Annotated in this window: 21 protein-coding genes; 11 read left to right on the top strand and 10 right to left on the bottom strand. The window is 70.3% G+C overall.

Features of this window, described 5'->3' with window-relative positions:
- Positions 1–10: 10 nt before the first annotated feature.
- From IO33_RS0133025 to IO33_RS0133010, 4 genes are all read right to left on the bottom strand, one after another.
- Positions 11–487, bottom strand: coding sequence for a MarR family winged helix-turn-helix transcriptional regulator (locus IO33_RS0133025; protein ID WP_031171854.1), 477 nt, complete (start codon positions 485–487; stop codon positions 11–13).
- 92 nt (positions 488–579) lie between these two features.
- Positions 580–1,380, bottom strand: a complete 801-nt coding sequence (locus tag IO33_RS0133020) for an AIM24 family protein (RefSeq protein WP_031171852.1) — start codon at positions 1,378–1,380, stop codon at positions 580–582.
- Positions 1,381–1,394: 14 nt separating this feature from the next.
- Positions 1,395–2,045 (bottom strand): AIM24 family protein, encoded by a 651-nt coding sequence (locus IO33_RS0133015; RefSeq protein ID WP_031171850.1) that lies wholly within the window; start codon positions 2,043–2,045, stop codon positions 1,395–1,397.
- Between the two features lie 2 nt (positions 2,046–2,047).
- Complete coding sequence (locus IO33_RS0133010) at positions 2,048–2,680, bottom strand: AIM24 family protein (RefSeq protein WP_031171848.1); 633 nt, start codon at positions 2,678–2,680, stop codon at positions 2,048–2,050.
- A gap of 181 nt (positions 2,681–2,861) precedes the next feature.
- On the opposite strand from IO33_RS0133010, the gene IO33_RS0133005 reads away from it, so the two are divergent.
- Complete coding sequence (locus IO33_RS0133005) at positions 2,862–3,212, top strand: DUF3817 domain-containing protein (RefSeq protein ID WP_031171846.1); 351 nt, start codon at positions 2,862–2,864, stop codon at positions 3,210–3,212.
- Positions 3,209–3,499: an MTH1187 family thiamine-binding protein gene (locus IO33_RS0133000; protein WP_031171845.1), complete on the top strand. Its 291-nt coding sequence runs from the start codon at positions 3,209–3,211 to the stop codon at positions 3,497–3,499. The genes IO33_RS0133005 and IO33_RS0133000 overlap by 4 nt, the downstream gene beginning before the upstream one ends.
- Here the strand turns inward: IO33_RS0133000 and IO33_RS0132995 are convergent.
- Entirely contained in the window at positions 3,459–4,493 is a 1,035-nt protein-coding gene (locus tag IO33_RS0132995; RefSeq protein WP_078963996.1) for an ArsR/SmtB family transcription factor, read from the bottom strand. The two genes, IO33_RS0133000 and IO33_RS0132995, sit on opposite strands and share 41 nt — an antisense overlap.
- A gap of 77 nt (positions 4,494–4,570) precedes the next feature.
- Between IO33_RS0132995 and IO33_RS0132990 the strand changes: the two genes are divergently transcribed.
- The 4 genes from IO33_RS0132990 (at position 4,571) to icmA (ending at position 8,506) form a co-directional block, all read left to right on the top strand.
- Complete coding sequence (locus IO33_RS0132990; protein WP_031171839.1) at positions 4,571–5,809, top strand: MFS transporter; 1,239 nt, start codon at positions 4,571–4,573, stop codon at positions 5,807–5,809.
- 11 nt (positions 5,810–5,820) lie between these two features.
- Positions 5,821–6,330 carry a MarR family winged helix-turn-helix transcriptional regulator gene (locus IO33_RS0132985; protein WP_031171837.1) on the top strand — a complete coding sequence of 170 codons (510 nt, stop codon included), beginning with the start codon at positions 5,821–5,823 and terminating at the stop codon, positions 6,328–6,330.
- Positions 6,331–6,373: 43 nt separating this feature from the next.
- Positions 6,374–6,712 carry a DUF3817 domain-containing protein gene (locus tag IO33_RS0132980; RefSeq protein ID WP_031171835.1) on the top strand — a complete coding sequence of 113 codons (339 nt, stop codon included), beginning with the start codon at positions 6,374–6,376 and terminating at the stop codon, positions 6,710–6,712.
- A gap of 93 nt (positions 6,713–6,805) precedes the next feature.
- Positions 6,806–8,506 (top strand): coenzyme B12-dependent isobutyryl-CoA mutase large subunit, encoded by a 1,701-nt coding sequence (gene icmA, locus IO33_RS0132975; RefSeq protein WP_031171832.1) that lies wholly within the window; start codon positions 6,806–6,808, stop codon positions 8,504–8,506.
- On the opposite strand, the gene IO33_RS0132970 is transcribed toward icmA, so the two are convergent.
- On the bottom strand, positions 8,503–9,183 hold the full coding sequence (locus IO33_RS0132970; protein ID WP_051927111.1) for a TetR/AcrR family transcriptional regulator: 681 nt from the start codon (positions 9,181–9,183) through the stop codon (positions 8,503–8,505). The genes icmA and IO33_RS0132970 overlap by 4 nt on opposite strands.
- Before the next feature lie 211 nt (positions 9,184–9,394).
- On the opposite strand from IO33_RS0132970, the gene IO33_RS0132965 reads away from it, so the two are divergent.
- The 4 genes from IO33_RS0132965 to IO33_RS0132950 all read left to right on the top strand — a co-directional run bounded on the left by IO33_RS0132965 (position 9,395) and on the right by IO33_RS0132950 (position 13,711).
- Positions 9,395–10,363, top strand: a complete 969-nt coding sequence (locus IO33_RS0132965) for a tetratricopeptide repeat protein (RefSeq protein WP_031171826.1) — start codon at positions 9,395–9,397, stop codon at positions 10,361–10,363.
- 622 nt (positions 10,364–10,985) lie between these two features.
- Entirely contained in the window at positions 10,986–11,624 is a 639-nt protein-coding gene (locus tag IO33_RS0132960) for a DUF6230 family protein (RefSeq protein WP_031171824.1), read from the top strand.
- 115 nt (positions 11,625–11,739) lie between these two features.
- On the top strand, positions 11,740–12,327 hold the full coding sequence (locus tag IO33_RS0132955) for a DUF6114 domain-containing protein (protein WP_031171822.1): 588 nt from the start codon (positions 11,740–11,742) through the stop codon (positions 12,325–12,327).
- Positions 12,317–13,711: a hypothetical protein gene (locus IO33_RS0132950; RefSeq protein WP_031171820.1), complete on the top strand. Its 1,395-nt coding sequence runs from the start codon at positions 12,317–12,319 to the stop codon at positions 13,709–13,711. The genes IO33_RS0132955 and IO33_RS0132950 overlap by 11 nt, the downstream gene beginning before the upstream one ends.
- 98 nt (positions 13,712–13,809) lie before the next feature.
- Here the strand turns inward: IO33_RS0132950 and pyk are convergent, their stop codons facing one another.
- The 3 genes from pyk to pta form a co-directional block, all read right to left on the bottom strand.
- A complete protein-coding gene (gene pyk / locus IO33_RS0132945) occupies positions 13,810–15,237 on the bottom strand; it encodes a pyruvate kinase (RefSeq protein ID WP_031171818.1) in 1,428 nt (475 codons plus the stop codon).
- 84 nt (positions 15,238–15,321) lie between these two features.
- Positions 15,322–16,530 (bottom strand): acetate kinase, encoded by a 1,209-nt coding sequence (locus IO33_RS0132940; protein ID WP_031171816.1) that lies wholly within the window; start codon positions 16,528–16,530, stop codon positions 15,322–15,324.
- 23 nt (positions 16,531–16,553) lie between these two features.
- Entirely contained in the window at positions 16,554–18,629 is a 2,076-nt protein-coding gene (pta, locus tag IO33_RS0132935) for a phosphate acetyltransferase (protein ID WP_031171814.1), read from the bottom strand.
- 192 nt (positions 18,630–18,821) lie between these two features.
- Between pta and IO33_RS0132930 the strand changes: the two genes are divergently transcribed.
- Positions 18,822–19,847: an ATP-dependent 6-phosphofructokinase gene (locus IO33_RS0132930; protein ID WP_031171812.1), complete on the top strand. Its 1,026-nt coding sequence runs from the start codon at positions 18,822–18,824 to the stop codon at positions 19,845–19,847.
- On the opposite strand, the gene IO33_RS0132925 is transcribed toward IO33_RS0132930, so the two are convergent.
- A complete protein-coding gene (locus IO33_RS0132925; protein WP_031171811.1) occupies positions 19,844–20,551 on the bottom strand; it encodes a hypothetical protein in 708 nt (235 codons plus the stop codon). The genes IO33_RS0132930 and IO33_RS0132925 overlap by 4 nt on opposite strands.
- Positions 20,552–20,647 lie beyond the last annotated feature (96 nt).

Genomic DNA, 20,647 nt, shown 5'->3' with positions numbered 1-20,647 from the left:
GCGCCCGCGGTTACGGGCGTCCGCGCTGACCGCGCAGGTGCTCGGCGATCGGCTTGAGTGCCTTGTCCAGCTCTATCAGTGCCTCCGGTGACAGCAGATCGATGAAGTGCCGCCGCACGGACGCCACATGGTGCGGGGCCACCTTCTTCATCGTCTCCATACCGTGCTCGGTCAGTACGGCGTACAGCCCGCGCCGGTCGGACTCGCAGTTCTCGCGGCGCACCAGGTTCGCGTTCTCCATCCGTGTGATCTGGTGCGAGAGCCGGCTTTTGGACTGCAGGGTCGCGGAGGCGAGATCGCTCATCCGCATCCGTACGTCGTCCGATTCGGACAGATTGACGAGGATCTCGTAGTCGTTCATCGTCAGGCCGAACGGCTGCAGATCCTTCTCCAGCTGGTACGTCAACAGCCTGTTGACCTCCAGGTGGGTGCGCCAGGCGCACTGCTCCGCATCGGTCAGCCAGCGCGTGGCCGTCTCGGTCTCCATGAATGAAGTCTACCTAAGAAGTTGAATGACGAACTACTTCGGGTGGTGTGACAGTGCGCACGCGTTCGACGTCACACTCCGCAGACTACCGCTCACAGCCCGAAGCGACGCTGGAGGTCCCCCAGCTGTCCGGGAAGGCGCGGTGCGCCCGATGGTTGCGGACCGTGTCCGACCGCTCCCGTTCCGCCACCGCCGGGCACCCCCGGTTCGGACGGAACGACCCCCGTCGCCGCCTCGCCCATGAGGGTCTCCGTCGACTGCAGCAGGACCGTTCCGGCGCCCACGAACTCGAACTGGTGCTCCTCCCCGGACACCCCGCCGAGGCCCGTCATCGCACGTAGACCGCCCAGTACACCCGTCAGATAGCCGTGGTCGTAGTGATGGCACGGGGACGGGCAGTCGGCCCACCCGACGAGCGCCTGCGGGTCGACCCGGATCGGAGGTTCCATGAACACCACCGGCCCGTTAGATGCGGCCACAAACTTTCCGGTTCCGATAAGGGTCAGAAAACCCGGCACGATCGATTGCTTGAGCGCGAGACTTGGCTGAAAAGCGAGCAGGTTGCCCGCGCGAATGGTCAAGTTCCCGTCGTCCAGGTCATAGGAGTTGACGTCGAAGGCCCGGTCGGCCAGCAGCATCTTGCCGGAGCCCGACGCCACGACCCAGTCGCTCGCGTGCAGTGGCGAATGGAACGAGGTACGGACAAGTCGGTCGAGTCGGCCGTGCCCGATGCCGTTGAACTCGATCGCCCCGTAGTAGGCGATCATCTTCCCCTTCTGCAGGAACCACTCCCCGCTCTTGAGCTCGACGCAGAACGTGTACGCGTTCACGTTGTCGTCGACGGGCAGCGTCATCGGGTCGTACACCACCGGGCCGCCGGGGGTGCCGTACATGCCTCCGTGCGCGCTCACAGCTTCTCCTCCGAGGCCTGGACGTACACCGTGCCGCTGCCGCTCAGCTCCAGCTGGAAGGCCTCGCCGGAGCCGCGGCCCACCATCTCGCGCCAGCCGATCGCGGTGGACAGCTTGTTGCGGACCTCGCCGTGGTGGGCGACGTACGCCTGCGGGTCGACGTGGACCGGGCGCTGGGGGGTGATCGGGATCTCGAAGACGCCGCCGTGCGCCATCACGGCGACGGAGCCCTGGCCCTGCAGGGTCGTGGTGAACAGCCCCTGCCCGGTGACCTGGCCCCGGACCAGGCCCATCACCCCGCCCTGGGAGCCCATGAACATCGTGCCCTGCCGGAGCGTGCCCTCGAAGGCGAGCAGGCGGTCGGCCTCCACGTAGAGGGTGTCGCCGGTGAGGTGGATGACATGGACGTGGTGGCCGCCGTGCCCGAAGAAGACGGTCCCGCTGCCCTCGACGGTCATCAGCGGGGTCGCCTCGCCCGTCACCCGGCGCCCGACCATCGACATCAGCCCGCCCTGGCCGCCCTGCAGGTTCGGGGTGAAGGACACGTCCCCCTGGTAGGCGAGCATCGCGCCGCGCTGGCTGAACAGCCGCTGGCCGGGCAGCACGGTCGCCTCGACCATCTTGGAGTTGACCTCTCGGAAGGCCATGGCTACAGATCCCCCGCGATCGTGTTCCGCTCGCTCGGCTGCACGTACACCAGTCCGTCGCCCTCGAAGCGGATCTGGAAGGCCTCGCCGCCGCCCTCCCCGAGGAACGTGCGGAACGTCACGCCCGACTGGAAGGACTGCCGGACGTTGCCCTGGTGGGCTATGTAGGCGCCCGGGTCGACGATCAGCGGGTACTGCGGGGCGACCCGGAGCGCGACCGCCGGCCCGTCGGACATGATCGCGGCCTGCCCGTGGCCCTCCACGGTCGTCGTGAACAGCCCGTTGCCCTGCGAGGCGCCGCGCAGCCCGGTGAACGTCGTACCGGTGCGCAGCCCCGTGTCCGTCGCGAGCAGGTTGCTCGACTCCACGTACAGCTTGTCGCCCTGGAGACCGACCAGGTTGATCTCCGAGGCCCGGTCCGCGAACCAGCACGTGCCGTGCCCCTTCACCTCCATCACCGCCATCTGCTCGCCGGTGAGCCGCCGCGTCACCATGCCGCGCAGTCCCTCCCCGCCACCGCTCAGCTTCTTGAAGCTCATCTCCCCGTCGTACGCGACCATCGAGCCGTTCTTCGCCTTCACCGTGTCCCCCGTCATGTCGACGGCGAGCACCTTGCTTCCCTGCAGTCGGAACATCGCCACGGAGTGAAAGTAGCGGCGCCTTGGGTGGACGGAACAGGTCCCCCGGATGGACACGGACCCTGAGCGCACCCTTACGGGCGTCGTTTGCCACAATGGCGGGGCGTTTGTGCTTCCGTTCACAAACCGGATCACGAAGCGATCGCGCCGTCAGCGACTCTCCCACCGAAGGTGACCCGTGGACCTCAAGACAGCCTCCGCCATCCGCCGCCTCCGACTGATCTCCGTTCCGGAGGGCATTTCCTGGATCATCCTCGCGACCTGCACCGTCATCAAGTACACGGTCGACAGCGCCTTCGACGTGGCGCCGGTGCTGGGTCCGATCCACGGCGTGCTGTTCGTCCTCTACGTGCTCTTCTGGGCGGACGCCTGGAACCGGACCAAGTGGGCCAAGGGCAAGGGAGCCCTCTACTTCGCGTACTCGGTCATCCCCGGCGGTGGCTTCGTCATCGAGCGCGCGCTGCGCCGGGAGGCCGAGGACGCCGTCATCGCCGCCCGCGCCCGCAAGGAAGGAATCGTGAACGCATGATCGTCGCCTTCTCCGTGACGCCCCTGGGCGTCGGCGAGGACGTGGGGGAGTACGTCGCCGAAGCCGTCCGCGTGGTCCGCGCGTCGGGCCTGCCCCATCGCACCGACGCGATGTTCACCAGCATCGAGGGCGAGTGGGACCAGGTCATGGACGTGGTCAAGCGCGCCGTCGCGGCGGTCGAGGAGCGGGCACCGCGCGTCTCCCTCGTCCTCAAGGCCGACATCCGTCCCGGGGTGACCGACGGGCTCACCTCCAAGGTGGAGACGGTCGAGCGGCATCTGGCCTAGGCGTCGGGGGCGTGGCCGGTGACACGGTGAGTGCCATGCCCAGCGGCGTGCGTTCGTACAGCACCTGGTGCCCGTAGCGGCGGGCCGTCAGCAGGCCCGCGTCGCGCAGCACCGTCAGGTGCGACGACACCGACGACGGGGCCAGCCGCAGCCGGTGGGCGAGCGCCGACGTGGTCGCCGGTTCGTCCAGCGCGGCCAGGACCGCCGCCCGGTTGCGGCCCAGCAGCCGTACCAGCGCATCCGGGGTCCCGGCGCCCGGCTCGGTCCACAGGCCCGCGATGCCGCGCGCCGGGTAGACCAGCGTGGGCTGCCACGGGGGCTCGAAACCCGTGATCACGTCGGGCCACGAGAACACGCTCGGCATCAGCACCAGGCCCTGGCCGTCGAGGTCGCGCGCGTGCTCGGTGTGCAGCGCGAGCGTCAGCGTACGGCCGTCCCAGGACAGCCGGCTGTCCAGCTCCGGCAGCAGGGTGCCGAGCCCCACCTCGGCCAGCCGCCGCGAGTGGAAGGCCACGTCCGCCTCCAGCAGCGCCCGCAGCCGCGGCCAGTCCGGCGCGATCAGCACCCGCCAGGCCGCCTCCACGGCGTCCGCCAGCTCCTCGATCATCCGCGCCGGGTCGGCGAGCCAGGCCCGGCCCCGCGGTGACCGGAGCGCGCCCGGGGTGCAGGCCAGCGCCAGGGCGGTGTCCTCGCGGGCCGCTTCCGGATCCGACGCCCGCACGGCCGCGATCTCCTCCTCGAAGGTGGCCGCCGGTCCGATCGGCGGTGCGCCGAGCCAGTCCGGTGAGTGGCCGCGCCGGGGCATCAGCAGCCACAGCGGAGCCAGGTCGAGCCCGGCCGCCGCGTCCCTGATCCTGCGCAGCCAGGGCGCCTGATAGGCGTGCCGGTCGGGGCGGCTCAGGGTGCGCACCGCCTCCTGCGTCTCCCACAGCGGCGAGATCGCGAACCGGCAGCGCAGGAAGTCGTCGTCGCCGAAGTGCAGCCGGGAGGGCACGGCCCACCTCCAGGGGAAGATTCGGCTGGAGCCGAAACTCTACGGCGTCCCGCCCGGAACCCGGCACGCTGCCCGGCATGTCCGCACCACCGCAGGCCGCCCCGGCGCCCGCCGGCTACGGCCGTGTCCTCGCCGTGCCCGAGTTCCGGGCCGTCTTCGCCGCCCATGTGCTGTCCATGCTCGGCGTGATCGTCAGCGAGATCGCGCTGTCCGTCCTCGTCTACGACCTCACCCGCTCGCCCCTGCTCAGCGCGCTCACCTTCGCGCTGGGCTTTTTGCCGTACGCCGTCGGCGGCACCCTGCTCGCCCCCGTCGCCGACCGCTTCCCGGCCCGGAGGGTGCTCGTCACCTGCGACCTGGTGTGCGCCGGCTGCGTGGCCGTGATGACCGCCCCGGGCGCCGGCATCGGACTGCTCCTCGCGCTGCGCTGCGCCCTGGCCGTCGTCGCGCCGGTGTTCTCCGGCACCCGCATGGCCACCCTGGCCGACGTCCTCGGCGACGGCGAGCTGTTCGTGCTCGGCCGCTCCCTGCTGCGGATCGTCGCCCAGAGCACCCTGCTCGTCGGCTACGGACTCGGCGGCCTGCTGCTCACGGCGGTCAGCCCGCGCCACGCCCTGCTGATCACCGTCGGCACCTTCCTCGCCTCCGCCGGGCTGCTGCGCTGCGGCACCCGGCAACGCCCCGCCCGCACCCGCCGGCGCACGGACACCCCGCCCGGTCTGCGCCCGCTGTTCGCCGACCGCCGGGTGCGCGTCCTGCTCCTGCTGTTCTGGATCCCGGCGGGGTTCTCGGTCGTCCCCGAGGCGCTGGCGGCGCCGTACGCGGACGAGCTGGGCAGCGGCTCGGCGGGCCTCGGCCTGCTGATGTGTGCCCTGCCCGTCGGCACGGTGGCCGGCGAGCTGTTCGCCGGGGCCAGGCTCGCACCCGTGGCCCGCGAACGCGTCGCGCTGCCCCTTCTGTGCCTGACGCTGCTGCCGTACCTCGGTTTCGCCCTGCGGCCCGGGCTCGCCGTCTCGCTGCTGCTCCTGCTGCTGTCCGGGGCCGGATCGGCGTACACCCTGGGCCTGGACCAGTGGTTCGTCCGGGCGGTGCCGCAAGAGCTGCGCGGACGGGCCATGACCGTGCTGAGCGCGGGCCTGATGACCGTCCAGGGCGTCGGCATGGCGCTGGCCGGCGTGTCGGCGCAGGTGGCGGGCGTACGGACGGCGGTGGCGGGGGCCGGCGCGGCGGGCGTCCTGTGCTGCTGCGGTCTCGCCGTCGCGGCCCGGGCGACCGAAAGCCGAGACGGGGCTGACCGACATATGACCGGCCGGTAGGGTCTGATGACGTGCCGAAGCCACTCAGCCTTCCCTTCGACCCCATCGCCCGTGCCGACGAGCTCTGGAAGCAGCGCTGGGGAAACGTGCCGTCCATGGCCGCGATCACCTCGATCATGCGGGCCCAGCAGATCCTGCTCGCCGAGGTGGACGCGGTGGTCAAGCCGTACGGACTGACGTTCGCGCGGTACGAGGCGCTGGTGCTGCTCACCTTCTCCAAGGCCGGCGAGCTGCCCATGTCCAAGATCGGTGAGCGGCTGATGGTGCATCCCACGTCCGTCACCAACACCGTCGACCGGCTGGTGAAGTCCGGGCTGGTGGCCAAACGGCCCAATCCCAACGACGGGCGTGGCACCCTCGCCGTCATCACCGACAAGGGGCGCGAAGTGGTCGACGCGGCCACCCGCGACCTGATGGCCATGGACTTCGGGCTCGGGGTGTACGACGCGGAGGAGTGCGCGGAGATCTTCGCCATGCTGCGCCCGCTGCGGGTCGCGGCACACGACTTCGACGAGGAGTGACCCCGGGCAAGATCTCCCGGAACGGGTGGTTACGCTCGTCTCCATGAAGAAGAGCGTGCTGACCCGCTACCGCGTCATGGCCTATGTCACCGGTGTGCTGCTGGTCCTGCTGACCCTGGGCGTGATCGCCAAGTACGGGCTGCACATCGACGGTGCCGACACCTTCACCACCTTCATCGGTATCGCCCACGGCTGGCTGTACGTCATCTACCTGATCTTCGCCTTCGACCTGGGCTCGAAGGCGAAGTGGCCCGTCGCCAAGCAGCTGTGGGTGCTGCTCGCCGGGACCATCCCCACCGCCGCCTTCTTCGTCGAGCGGAAGGTCAGCCGCGAGCTGGAGGCCGGCACCACGGACGCGGCACCGGCCGTCGCCAAGGCCTGAGCCCGGGTCCGAGCCCCGGCTCGACCGCCGTACGAGCGCCGTGCGGCGGTCTGCCATCGACATTTACTAGGACGTCCAAGTAAATTCGAGGGTATGGACGCTCACGCCATCGAGGAAGGCCGCCGGCGCTGGCAGGCCCGCTACGACGCCGCGCGCAAGCGCGACGCTGACTTCACCACGCTCTCCGGCGATCCCGTGGAGCCGGTCTACGGGCCCCGGCCGGGTGACACGTACGAGGGATTCGAGCGGATCGGCTGGCCCGGGGAGTATCCCTACACCCGCGGCCTCCATCCGACCGGCTACCGCGGGCGTACCTGGACGATCCGGCAGTTCGCCGGCTTCGGCAACGCCGAGCAGACCAACGAGCGGTACAAGATGATCCTGGCCGCCGGCGGCGGGGGCCTGTCCGTGGCCTTCGACATGCCCACGCTGATGGGGCGCGACTCCGACGAACCCCGCTCGCTCGGCGAGGTCGGGCACTGCGGCGTCGCCATCGACTCGGCCGCCGACATGGAGGTCCTGTTCAAGGACATCCCGCTCGGCGATGTGACGACGTCCATGACCATCAGCGGCCCGGCCGTACCCGTCTTCTGCATGTACCTGGTCGCCGCCGAGCGGCAGGGCGTCGATCCGGGGGTGCTCAACGGGACCCTGCAGACCGACATCTTCAAGGAGTACATCGCGCAGAAGGAGTGGCTCTTCCAGCCCGAGCCCCATCTGCGCCTCATCGGCGACCTGATGGAGTACTGCGCCGCCGGCATCCCCGCCTACAAGCCGCTGTCCGTCTCCGGCTACCACATCCGGGAGGCGGGCGCGACGGCCGCGCAGGAGCTGGCGTACACGCTCGCCGACGGTTTCGGGTACGTCGAGCTGGGGCTCAGCCGGGGCCTCGACGTGGACGTGTTCGCGCCGGGGCTGTCCTTCTTCTTTGACGCGCACGTGGACTTCTTCGAGGAGATCGCCAAGTTCCGGGCCGCCCGCCGGATCTGGGCGCGCTGGATGCGCGACGTGTACGGCGCGAAGAGCGAGAAGGCGCAGTGGCTGCGGTTCCACACGCAGACCGCCGGGGTCTCGCTGACCGCGCAGCAGCCCTACAACAACGTGGTCCGTACGGCCGTGGAGGCGCTGGCGGCCGTCCTCGGCGGGACCAACTCGCTGCACACCAACGCGCTGGACGAGACGCTCGCCCTGCCCTCCGAGCAGGCGGCGGAGATCGCGCTGCGCACCCAGCAGGTGCTGATGGAGGAGACCGGCGTCGCCAACGTGGCCGACCCGCTGGGCGGCTCCTGGTACGTCGAGCAGCTCACGGACCGGATCGAGGCCGACGCGGAGAAGATCTTCGAGCAGATCAAGGAGCGCGGTCTTCGGGCGCACCCGGACGGACGGCACCCGATCGGGCCGGTCACCTCCGGGATCCTGCGCGGGATCGAGGACGGCTGGTTCACCGGGGAGATCGCCGAGTCCGCGTTCCGGTACCAGCAGGCGCTGGAGAAGGGCGACAAGAGGGTCGTCGGCGTCAACGTGGCCACCGGGTCCGTCACCGGGGATCTGGAGATCCTGCGGGTCAGCCACGAGGTCGAGCGGGAGCAGGTGCGGGTGCTCGCCGAGCGGAAGGCGGCACGGGACGAGTCCGCGGTGCGCTCCGCGCTGGACGCGATGCTGGACGCCGCCCGGAACGGCTCCAACATGATCGGGCCCATGCTGGACGCGGTGCGGGCGGAGGCCACCCTGGGCGAGATCTGCGGGGTGCTGCGGGACGAGTGGGGCGTCTACACGGAGCCGGCCGGCTTCTAGGGGGTGTCGTCGCCGCACGGGGGTGTACCGGGGGGCGCTGCCCCCTGGACCCCCGGCTCGGCCGGCTGGGAGGCGAGGCCCAGCAGCAGGACGCGGGTGAAGCTGCGCACCCACTCCTCGTCCGCCGGCTTGCCGCTCACCAGGGTGCGGTGGACCACCGCGCCCGCGACCATGTCGAAGATCAGGTCCACCGTGCGGGCGGACTCCTGCGGATCGGGTTCCGGGGGGAGTTCGCCCCGCTGCTGTGCCCGCGCGCGGCCCTCCAGGACCAGGCGCATCTGACGCTCCACGATGGAGGCGCGGATGCGTTCGCGCAGGGCGTCGTCGCGCGTGGACTCGGCCACCACCGCCATCAGGCCACTCTTCGCCTCCGGGCGGGCCAGGATCGCCGCGAACTGCAGGACCACGCCCTCGATGTCGGCGGCCAGACTGCCCAGGTCGGGGAGTTCGAGCTCGTCGAAGAGCTCCGCCACCGCGTCGCACACCAGCTCCGGCTTGCCGGCCCAGCGGCGGTACAGCGTCGTCTTCGCAACGCCGGCGCGTGTCGCCACGTCTCCCAGGGTGAGCTTGGACCAGCCCAGTTCCACCAGCGCCTGCCGGGTCGCGGCCAGGATCGCGGTGTCCGCGGCGGCGCTGCGCGGACGGCCGGTACGGCCGGCGGGAGTGCGGCTCTGCATCCCTTGACCATAACCGGCGGGATCTGTGCGGTCGTGAGGGAGATCACCGGGGGGTGGTGTCGCGCGGGGGCCGCATGGCATTACGCTACGACTCGTAGCGAAAGCTCGTGAGGGACGTACACGAGCGACGACCACGCGGCGTGGGGTGGGGACCCGGCGCCGGCGCACACGACTTTTTCATTCAGGCGCGGGATCGGGGGAGGATAGACGCATGCAGCCACGGAACATGTCCATGAGCGGCGTCGTCGACCTCGCCGCGGTGAAGGCGGCCCAGGAGGCCAAGGCCAAGGCCGAGCAGACGCGCGCCGAAGCCGCCCGGCAGGGCGGCACGGGGGCCGTAGCCCCGGCCGATCTCGTCATCGACGTCGATGAGGCGGGCTTCGAACGCGATGTCCTGCAGCGGTCCGCCGAAGTCCCCGTCGTCATCGACTTCTGGGCCGAGTGGTGTCAGCCCTGCAAGCAGCTGAGCCCGGTCCTGGAGCGGCTGGCCGTCGAGTACGGCGGGCGCTTCCTCCTCGCCAAGATCGACGTCGACGCCAACCAGATGCTGATGCAGCAGTTCGGGGTGCAGGGCATCCCGGCGGTGTTCGCCGTCGTCGCGGGCCAGGCGCTGCCGCTGTTCCAGGGAGCGGCCGGTGAGGAGCAGATCCGGCAGACCCTGGACCAGCTGGTGCAGGTCGCCGAGCAGCGGTTCGGCATCACCGGCCTGAACGTCGACCCGGACGCGCAGCCGGGCGCCGCCGCGCCCGTCGAGCACGCGGGCCCCTACGACGCCGCGCTGAACGCGGCCGCCGACGCCCTGGACGCCGGGGATCTGGCCGGTGCCGTCCAGGCCTACAAGAACGTGCTGGCCGACGACCCGGCGCACCCCGAGGCCAAGCTGGGCCTGGCGCAGGCCGAGTTGCTGCAGCGGGTGCAGGGCTTCGACCCGCAGAAGGTCCGTCAGGAGGCCGCCGAGAAGCCGAAGGATGTCGACGCGCAGATCGCCGCCGCCGACCTGGACCTGGTGGGCGGGCATGTCGAGGACGCCTTCGGCCGTCTGATCGACACCGTGCAGCGCACCGTCGGTGACGACCGGGACACGGTACGGCGCAGGCTGCTGGAGTTGTTCGAGGTCGTGGGGCCCGAGGACCCGCGCGTGATCGGCGCTCGAAGGGCGCTCGCGCGCGCCTTGTTCTGACCAGTCACTAAACGCCACGGCTTGTGATGCCGGGGTGAAAGATTTGCCGACGAAGCGTCAGGGCGGCTGCGCTTTACCAAATCTTGGTCATTGCGCAAACTGTTACTCCGAGTAAATCGAGGCCGTTGATCTGTCTGGTTTCGTCCAGGGATCAACGGCTTTGCTCTGCCCACAGTTGCCACCCAGCGTCGCATTCCGAGACCGGGCGGTCGTCCTCCGGTTATCCGGCCGTTACTAGCCAGTAACGAACCCCCTTGTGTCCGGCGCGAGAATGCACCACGATCGGCGACGCTCGGTCCGTTTCCACACCCCGGCATCCGGTCGGGTCACGAGAGAATCTGGGTCCCCACCGAGCAGAGCCGGCGGCAGTGGCGCGGGCTCTAGGACAGGGGGGTCTTCGTCCTCGGGCGAAGCCTGTCCAGCAGGGTTGTGCGTGATGTGTGTCAGGCGCGACCAGTGGTTGTCGCTCGGGGGTGATCGCCGGTGATTCGGGCGCGGTTCGCGCCTCCGAGCATGGGCGCTCTCCTTCCCGAGGACGTAGCACTTCTCCCATCCCTGCCCGACTGAGCCGCCGACTGGGGCGAGTCCGGGCCAGGAGATGTACGTCCGAGAAGGAGGAAATATGGAGTCCCAGGTGCGTGGCGGGACCAGATGGAAGCGGTTCGCTGTGGTCATGGTGCCCAGCGTGGCCGCCACGGCGTGTATAGGTGTCGCCCTCGCGCAGGGCGCTCTCGCCGCCTCGTTCAGCGTGTCCGGCCAGTCGTTCAAGGTGTCCGCCGACGAGCTCCAGGGCACCGGCTTCGAGCAGTACGGCGCCATCGACAGCGGCTACACGATGGACGGCAAGAAGACGGCCCACCCGGTGGCCGTCTCGGCGTTCAAGCACGCGGAGATCACCAACCTCTGCCAGTCCGTGGTCACGCCGGACGTGCCGATCTTCGGCAACGTCAGCCTGATCCTGCGGGCCGGCGGCGCGGGCCACGACAAGGTCCAGGCCGACAACATCTACATCGACGTTGCCGACCTGAACGCCGACGCGACCTTCAACAACATCGACATCGGTGTGGCCGCCAAGGACGCCGACAAGGGTCCGGGCCTGAAGGGCGGGAGCGAGCAGACCAACCCGTACGGCTTCGCGCAGCAGGCCGACTCGGCCACGCTGAAGGACGTGAAGCAGACGGCGTGGGCGACCACCGCCGGCACCTTCAAACTCAGCGGCCTTCACATGTCGCTGTCGACGGGTGTCAAGGAGTGCTACTAAGCACTCGCTGACGGGCGGGGGAGCCGGTGGCGCCCCCGCCCGTCCCCTCTCCGGCCGCGTTTCACACGCGGCACACATCACCACCACAGCAACGCCGCACCAGGGAGCTGTTTCCATGAGCGCCGAGACTCCTGCCGCCGCACCCGGCCAGTTCACCCGCCGGAGGCTGCAGTTCCGCGCCTGGCGGGGCACACGTCCGTTCTGGGCCGGACTGTTCGTCATGCTCGGCGGCTTTCTCATCCTGTACTTTCCGTACGCCCACCTGCAGCTGGGCCACCTCACGATGACGATGGGGACGCCCGGCGGCTCCAGCTCCCTGATCATCGGCGCGCTGCTCATCGTCCTGGGCGTCACCCTCTGGGTCCAGCAGCACATCCGGGTCTTCGCGGGTATCGCGGCGATCCTGCTGGCGCTGGTGTCCATCCCGCTGTCCAACATCGGCGGCTTCATCGTCGGCTTCCTGCTCTCGCTGATCGGCGGGGCGCTGGCCGTGGCCTGGAGTCCGGGCGCGCCGCCGCAGCAGCAGCCGCCGGCCGAGGCGGCGCCGGGCGAGGGCGGCGCCCCGCAGACCGCGCCGCTGCCGGAGCAGCGCGCCGACGCGCCGGGCGATGTCCCCTTCCAGGGCTTCGCCGCGCCCGGGGAGAACGACCTGTCAGGAACGAGCCCGGCCAACGGGGCGAACGGGAGGCACAGTGCCGGCTGACGAGGTGACCCGCGGGACCGATGTGGACGGGTCCCGCGGGAGAACCGGCCCGCGCCACGCGGCCCCCAGAAAACCGTTGTTCACCAGGTTCCACATGCCGGCCGGCAAGGCGATCGCCTCCGTGGCGATGCCCACCGCGGTGCTGATGGGCATGGGCTTCACCTCCACGCTGGCCCTCGCGGCCGGCGGCGGCAGCCCGTCCCCGTCGACGACGGCCAAGAGCCTGACGGCCGACGAGTACAAGGACTGCGTCAAGGCGCTGGACGGCTCCAAGGACACCTCGTCGTCGCCCTCGCCCTCCGCCTCGGAGAGCGCGTCCGGTGACAAGGCCACGCCGTCGCCCTCGGCGAGCGCGGACGCCAAGGACGCCAAGAACTCCAAGGACACGAAGTCCGGCCACTCGGGCACGTCCTCTTCGCCGGATTCAGGTTCCGGCGACAAGGCCACGCCCGAGCCGACCGCGACCTCCGGCTCGTCGGGCTCCGGCTCGGACTCGGGCTCGTCGTCCTCCAGCGGTGACACGGCCACGCCGACGCCGTCCGCGTCCAAGAGCAGTGGCGGTCTGCTGGACACCATCGGCGACACGCTGGGCGGCATCCTCGGCGGCGGCAAGGACTCCGGCGGCTCCTCCGCGAGTGCGACGCCGTCCGCGACCCCGTCGGCGAGCGCGTCCTCGGACGCGTCCAAGGCGGACTCGTCCTCGTCGGACTCGTCGTCCGGTTCCAAGGCCGCCGACACCGTCGGCGACACCGTCTCCAAGGCCACCGAGACGGTCGGGGACACGGTGAAGAAGACCACCGACACGGTCTCCAAGACCGCCGAGACCGTCCAGGACACCGCCAAGACGGCCCAGGACGCGGCCGGCTCGGCCACGCCCAGCCCGTCCGCGAGCGACTCCGCCTCGGCGGAGAACTGCCCCAAGGCCACGGACGACGTCAGCGGCGTCGACAACAAGGTGCCGGTGGCCGACGACCCCTGGTACCTGGACGCCAGCTCGCTCCTGCTCAAGGGCTCCGACTACCAGGGCATCGTCGAGGTGAAGACGGCGTCCGGCACCACCAAGAAGGTCCTGAAGTACGTCATCTCCAACGGCACGGACATCGGCGACCTGCACCAGACGGTCAAGGACAAGCTGTCCGGCAAGACCTACCACGTGCAGGCGGCCAAGGGGTCGACGTCCACCATCCGGGGCGGCGACACGACGATGTACACGGAGAAGATCTCGGGCAACCTGTTCGGCCTGATCCCGATGACGTTCAGCCCCGACAGCCCGCCCCCGCTGAACCTGCCGCTGATCTACTTCACCAACGTCAAGGTGGTCCAGGCCGCCCAGTTCGGCGGCAACCTGCACGTGCCCGGCATGCACGTGTACACGACCGACTGACCGGTCCTGCAAGCCCGTTCGGGAGCCGCACACAGCTGAGGGCGCCCCCTGGTTCCAGGGGGCGCCCTCAGCGCCGTACAAGGCCCTTGTGAGGCCTGTCAGTTGCCCTGCGTGCCCAGGTGGTGGACGCGGAGCATGTTCGTGGTGCCGGGGACGCCGGGGGGCGAGCCGGCGGTGATGATGACCGTGTCGCCCGCGTTGAAGCGGCCGAGCCGGGCGACCTCCTGGTCCACCAGGTCGACCATCTCGTCGGTGGTGTTCACGAACGGCACGACGTGCGGCTCCACGCCCCAGCTCAGGGTGAGCTGGTTGCGGGTGCCCTCGTCGGTGGTGAAGGCGATGATCGGCGGGGTCGCGCGGTAGCGGGACAGGCGGCGCGCGGTGTCACCGGACTGGGTGAAGGCGATCAGGCCCCGGCCGCCGAGGAAGTCGGCGATCTCGCAGGCCGCGCGGGCCACCGAACCGCCCTGGGTGCGTGGCTTCTTGCCCGGCACCAGCGGCTGCAGGCCCTTGGAGAGCAGCTCCTGCTCGGCGGCGGCGACGATCTTCGACATGGTCTTGACCGTCTCGACCGGGTAGGCGCCCACGCTGGACTCCGCCGACAGCATGACCGCGTCGGCGCCGTCCAGGATCGCGTTGGCCACGTCGGAGGCCTCGGCGCGGGTCGGGCGCGAGTTGGTGATCATCGACTCCATCATCTGGGTCGCCACGATCACCGGCTTGGCGTTGCGCCGGCACAGCTCGATCAGGCGCTTCTGCACCATGGGGACCTTTTCGAGCGGGTACTCGACGGCGAGGTCGCCACGGGCCACCATCACGGCGTCGAACGCCGCGACGACGTCCTCCATGTTCTCCACCGCCTGCGGCTTCTCCACCTTGGCGATGACGGGGACCCGGCGGCCCTCCTCGTCCATGACGCGGTGCACGTCCTGGACGTCCTTGGCGTCCCGGACGAAGGACAGCGCGACCAGGTCGCAGCCCATGCGGAGGGCGAACCGCAGGTCCTCGACGTCCTTCTCGCTCAGCGCGGGCACGTTGACGGCCGCGCCGGGCAGGTTGATGCCCTTGTGGTCGGAGACGACACCGCCCTCGATGACGATCGTCTTCACCCGCGGGCCCTCGACGTCCAGCACCTTCAGCTCGACGTTGCCGTCGTTGATGAGGACCTGGTCGCCGCGCGAGACGTCACCCGGCAGCCCCTTGTAGGTCGTGCCGCAGATCTGCTTGTCGCCGGGCACGTCCTCGGTCGTGATGACGAACTCGTCACCGCGTTCGAGCTCGACCGGACCCTCGGCGAAGGTCTCCAGGCGGATCTTCGGGCCCTGCAGGTCGGCGAGGACGCCGATGGGCCGGCCGGTCTCCTTGGACGCGGCCCGGACGCGGTCGTACCGCGCCTGGTGCTCGGCGTGGGAGCCGTGGCTGAAGTTGAACCGGGCCACATTCATGCCCGCCTCGATCATGGCGACGAGCATCTCGTGGGAGTCGACCGCGGGGCCGAGAGTACAGACGATTTTCGAACGGCGCATGGGGCGATCCTATCGGTTTGTTTCGCTACGGAATATTCCGTCTGGCGGAAGATACAAATGAGTGCCACACCGCTCAGGTGCTATTCAGTTGTTCTTTCCGACCAGTGCGTAGGTCTGCGTCGCGATCTCCAGTTCTTCATCCGTCGGCACCACCGCGACCGCGACACGCGCACCCTCTGGCGAGACGAGCCTCGCCCGGTCCGCTCGCACGGCGTTCAGCTCCGGGTCGACCGCGAGGCCCAGCCCCTCCAGGCCCGCGATCGCCGCCTCCCGCACGGGCGCCGCGTTCTCGCCGACCCCGGCCGTGAACGCGACCGCGTCCACCGTGCCGAGTACGGCGTAATAGGCCCCGATGTACTTCTTGAGCCGGTGAATGTAAATGTCGAACGCGAGAGCGGCCTCTTCGTCACCCTCGTCGATCCGGCGGCGGATCTCCCGCATGTCGTTGTCCCCGCACAAGCCGAACAGACCGCTCCTCTTGTTGAGAAGAGTGTCGATCTCGTCCATGGACATTCCGCCAACCCGGGCCAAATGGAAGATGACGGCCGGATCCAGGTCTCCGGAGCGCGTACCCATCACGAGCCCCTCCAAAGGCGTGAGTCCCATGGAGGTGTCCACGCACCGGCCCCGCCGGACCGCCGAGGCGGAGGCGCCGTTGCCCAGGTGCAGCACGATCACGTTGACCTCGGCCGGGTCCTTGCCGAGCAGCCGCGCCGTCTCCCGCGAGACGTAGGCGTGGGAGGTGCCGTGGAAGCCGTAGCGGCGGATGCGGTGGCGGTCGGCGATCTTCGGGTCGATCGCGTAGCGCGCCGCCGGCTCCGGCATCGTCGTGTGGAACGCGGTGTCGAAGACGGCCACCTGCGGCAGGTCGGGGCGCAGCGCCCGGGCGGTGCGGATGCCCGTGAGGTTGGCCGGGTTGTGCAGCGGGGCGACCGGGATCAGCCGCTCGACCTCGGCGAGCACGTCGTCGTCGATGACGGTCGGGTCGGTGAAGAACATGCCGCCGTGCACCACCCGGTGCCCGATCGCGGCCAGTTCCGGCGAGTCGAGGCCCAGCCCGTCCCGGCCCAGCTCCCCGGCGACCGCCTTGAGCGCCGCGTCGTGGTCGGCGATCGGGCCGGTGTGCTCACGGGTGTCGCCGGAGGCCAGGCAGGTGTGCCTGAGCCGGGAGGTCTGCTCGCCGATGCGCTCCACCAGGCCGACGGCGAGCCGGCTCCGGTCGCGCATGTCGAGCAGCTGGTACTTCACCGACGAGGAGCCGGAGTTGAGGACGAGGACACGGGTCGCGGTCACGGTGAATCGGGTGCTCTCTGTGGTCAGTTGGCGGGCGTCTGGGCCTGGATCGCCGTGATGGCGACGGTGTTGACGATGTCCTGCACGAGCGCGCCCCGGGACAGGTCGTTGACCGGCTTGCGCAGGCCCTGCAGGACCGGTCCGACGGCGATCGCCCCCGCCGAACGCTGCACGGCCTTGTAGGTGTTGTTCCCCGTGTTGAGGTCGGGGAAGATCAGCACCGTCGCCTGCCCGGCGACATCGGAGTCGGGCAGCTTGGTCGCGGCGACGGACGGCTCCACGGCCGCGTCGTACTGGATCGGCCCCTCGATCTTCAGGTCCGGCCGGCGCGAGCGCGCCAGCTCGGTCGCCTCGCGCACCTTGTCGACGTCGGCGCCCGAGCCGGAGGTGCCGGTGGAGTACGACAGCATCGCGATCCTGGGCTCCACGCCGAACTGCGCGGCCGTACCGGCCGACTGGACGGCGATGTCCGCGAGCGCCTGGGCGTCCGGGTCCGGGTTGACCGCGCAGTCGCCGTAGACCAGCACCTTGTCGGCCAGGCACATGAAGAACACCGACGAGACGATCGACGACTCCGGCGTGGTCTTGATGATCTCGAAGGCCGGGCGGATGGTGGCCGCCGTGGAGTGCACCGAGCCGGACACCATGCCGTCGGCCAGGCACTCCTGCACCATCAGGGTGCCGAAGTAGTTGACGTCCGAGACGACGTCGTAGGCCAGCTCGACCGTGACGCCCTTGTGGGCGCGCAGGGCCGCGTACCGCTCGGCGAAGGCGTCGCGCAGTTCGGAGGAGGCCGGGTCGATCAGCTGGGTGTCGCCGAGGTCGATGCCGAGGTCGGCGGCCTTCTTGCGGATCTGGTCGACCGGGCCGAGCAGGGTCAGGTCGCACACGCCCCGGCGCAGCAGCACCTCGGCCGCGTGCAGCACCCGCTCCTCGGTGCCCTCGGGGAGGACGACCCGCCGCTTGTCGGAGCGGGCCTGCTCCAGCAGCTTGTGCTCGAACATCATCGGGGTGACCCGGTCGCTGCTCGGCGCCGAGACCCGGCGAGCCAGCTCGGCGGTGTCGGCGTACCGCTCGAACAGGCCGAGCGCGGTCTCCGCCTTGCGCGGGGTGGCCGCGCCCAGTTTGCCCTCCAGCGAGAACAGCTGCTCGGCGGTGGGGAAGCTGGTGCCGCTCACGGACAGCACCGGGGTACCCGGGGCGAGCCGGGCGGCGAGGGTGAGGATCTCGTCGCGCGGCACCTCGTTCAGGGTGAGCAGCACGCCGGCTATCGGCGGGGTGCCGGCGCTGTGCGCGGCCAGCGAGCCGACGACCAGGTCGGCGCGGTCGCCCGGGGTGACGACCAGACAGCCCGGGGTCAGGGCGCCGAGGAGGTTGGGCAGCATGGCGCCGCCGAAGACGAAGTCCAGCGCGTCCCGGGCGAGCCCGGAGTCGTCGCCGAGCAGGACCCTCGCGTCGAGGGCGTGGGCGATCTGGGAGACGGTCGGCGCGGACAGCGCGGGCTCGTCGGGCACGACGTAGCAGGGGACCGGCAGCCGGGTGGCGAGCCGCTCGGCGATCTCGTCGCGGTCCTCGCGGGCCACCCGGTTGGTGACCATGGCCAGCACGTCGCAGCCGAGGCCGTCGTACGCCCGGAAGGCGTTGCGGGTCTCGGCCAGCACCGACTCGGCCGGCTGCTTGCGGCCGCCGACGACGGGGATCACGGAGGCGCCGAACTCGTTGGCCAGGCGGGCGTTCAGGGACAGCTCGTCGGGGAGCTGGGTGTCGGCGAAGTCGGTGCCGAGGACGAGTACGACGTCGTAGTCGCGGGCCACCAGGTGGAAGCGGTCGACCAGCGTCGAGACCAGTTCGTCGGTGCCCTGCTCGGCCTGCAGCGCGGACGCCTCGTGGTAGTCCATGCCGTAGACGGTCGCCGGGTCCTGCGCGAGGCGGTAGCGCGCCCGCAGCAGCTCGAACAGCCGGTCGGGGCCGTCGTGCACGAGCGGACGGAAGACGCCCACCCGGTCGACCTGCCGGGTCAGGAGCTCCATGACTCCCAGCTCCACGACCTGGCGGCCGTCACCGCGGTCGATCCCGGTCACGTACACGCTGCGCGTCACGTGTCCACTCCGTTTCTCATCGTCTTCGGCGTCATCGTCGGCATAAAAATCGCCCACCAAGGTGAGCAGAACCCTCTTGACAATACCCCTGGCCCCGGATAAGGCGCCCGTCAAGTGGCTCACGGCCCCGGCGGACGTGGAACAATCGACAGTGGCTCACCGGCACCGACAGCGAGCAGGAGACACAGCACGATGCGCATCGGAGTTCTCACCGCAGGCGGCGACTGCCCCGGCCTGAACGCCGTGATCCGGTCGGTCGTGCACCGGGCTGTGGCGCAGTACGGCGACGAGGTCATCGGGTTCGAGGACGGCTACCGGGGCCTGCTCGACCGGCACTACCGCACCCTCGACCTGGACGCGGTCAGCGGCATCCTGGCCCGCGGCGGCACCATCCTCGGCTCCTCCCGCCTGGAGCGCGACCGGCTGCGCGAGGCCTGCGACGGGGCCGCCGACATGGTCGAGGAGTTCGGCATCGACGCGCTGATCCCGATCGGCGGCGAGGGCACCCTGACCGCGGCGCGCATGCTCTCCGACGCGGGCCTGCCGGTCGTCGGCGTCCCGAAGACCATCGACAACGACATCTCCTCCACCGACCGCACCTTCGGCTTCGACACCGCCGTGGGCGTGGCGAGCGAGGCGATGGACCGCCTGAAGACCACGGCCGAGTCCCACCAGCGCGTGATGGTCGTCGAGGTCATGGGCCGGCACGCCGGCTGGATCGCCCTGGAGTCCGGCATGGCCGCCGGCGCCCACGGCATCTGCCTGCCCGAGCGCCCCTTCGACCCGGCCGACCTGGTCAAGATGGTCGAGGAGCGCTTCTCCCGCGGCAAGAAGTTCGCCGTCGTCTGCGTCGCCGAGGGCGCCCACCCCCTCGACGGCACCATGGACTACGGCAAGGGCGACATCGACCAGTACGGCCACGAGCGCTTCCAGGGCATCGGCACCGCGCTGGCGTACGAGCTGGAGCGGCGCCTGGGCAAGGAGGCCAAGCCGGTCATCCTCGGCCACGTCCAGCGCGGCGGGGTCCCCACCGCCTACGACCGCGTCCTGGCCACCCGCTTCGGCTGGCACGCCGTCGAGGCCGCGCACCGCGGCCAGTTCGGCAGGATGACCGCGCTGCGCGGCACCGACATCGTGATGGTGCCGCTCGCGGAGGCGGTCACCGAGCTGAAGACGGTGCCGAAGCACCGGATGGACGAGGCCGAGTCGGTCTTCTAGGGGGTCCTGTCCCCGACGGCCAGCCAGAAGTTCTCCACGATCTGGTCGAGGAACTCCTTCCCGGAGTCACTGGCGCTCCTGCTGCCGCCACCCCAGCTGAGGGTGGCGGCCATGTGCCCCTGGTAGTCCTCGTACAGGCCCTGCAGCACCTCCTCCACGACCCCGCGCTCCAGGGGTGCCAGCCGCATCACCGGCCGCACATAGGCCTGCCAGCGGGTGGTGACGGCGCTGTTCAGCAGGTCGGCGAGCCTGGTCTCGCGGCCCGTGACGGCCACGAAGTCCGGCAGGGCCAGATCGAGCAGCCGGGCCAGCGCGGCCGACTGGCGTTCGTTGCCCCGCCACTGCCCGCTCTCCTCCATCCGCAGATAGCCGCGCAGGTCCATGTCGACGGCGTGGGCGACGTCCTCGGGCGCGACGCCCCGGGACATCCGGTGCTCGCGCAGGGTCCGCGGCCGGCTGATGAGTTCGCCCGGGGAGCACCACAACACGCCGGCCAGGGCGGCGAGTTCGGAACTGTGGGGCGCGGCGGCGCCGCGTTCCCAGGCCATGACGAGGTCGGGGGTGACGTAGGGCAGTCCGTACGAGACACGCATCCCGTACGCGACGTGCTCGGAGCCCATGCCGAGCGCGGCGCGGAGCCTGCGGGCGGCCGGCGCGTTGAACGGCAGAGCCGGATGGTTCGGTTGAGGTGAGGGTTGGCGCACCTCGCACAACGTAGAGGCGCGCCCGCGCCCTGACTACGGTCGGTTCGCCCGAGATCACGGATCGTAGAAACGTACGGATTGATCGCGCAGAGTGAT

The sequence above is a fragment of the Streptomyces durhamensis genome (assembly GCF_000725475.1).
Lineage (GTDB): Bacteria > Actinomycetota > Actinomycetes > Streptomycetales > Streptomycetaceae > Streptomyces > Streptomyces filipinensis.
Note: the sequence above shows the minus strand (reverse complement) of the source record. Positions and strands in the feature narration are given on the sequence as shown.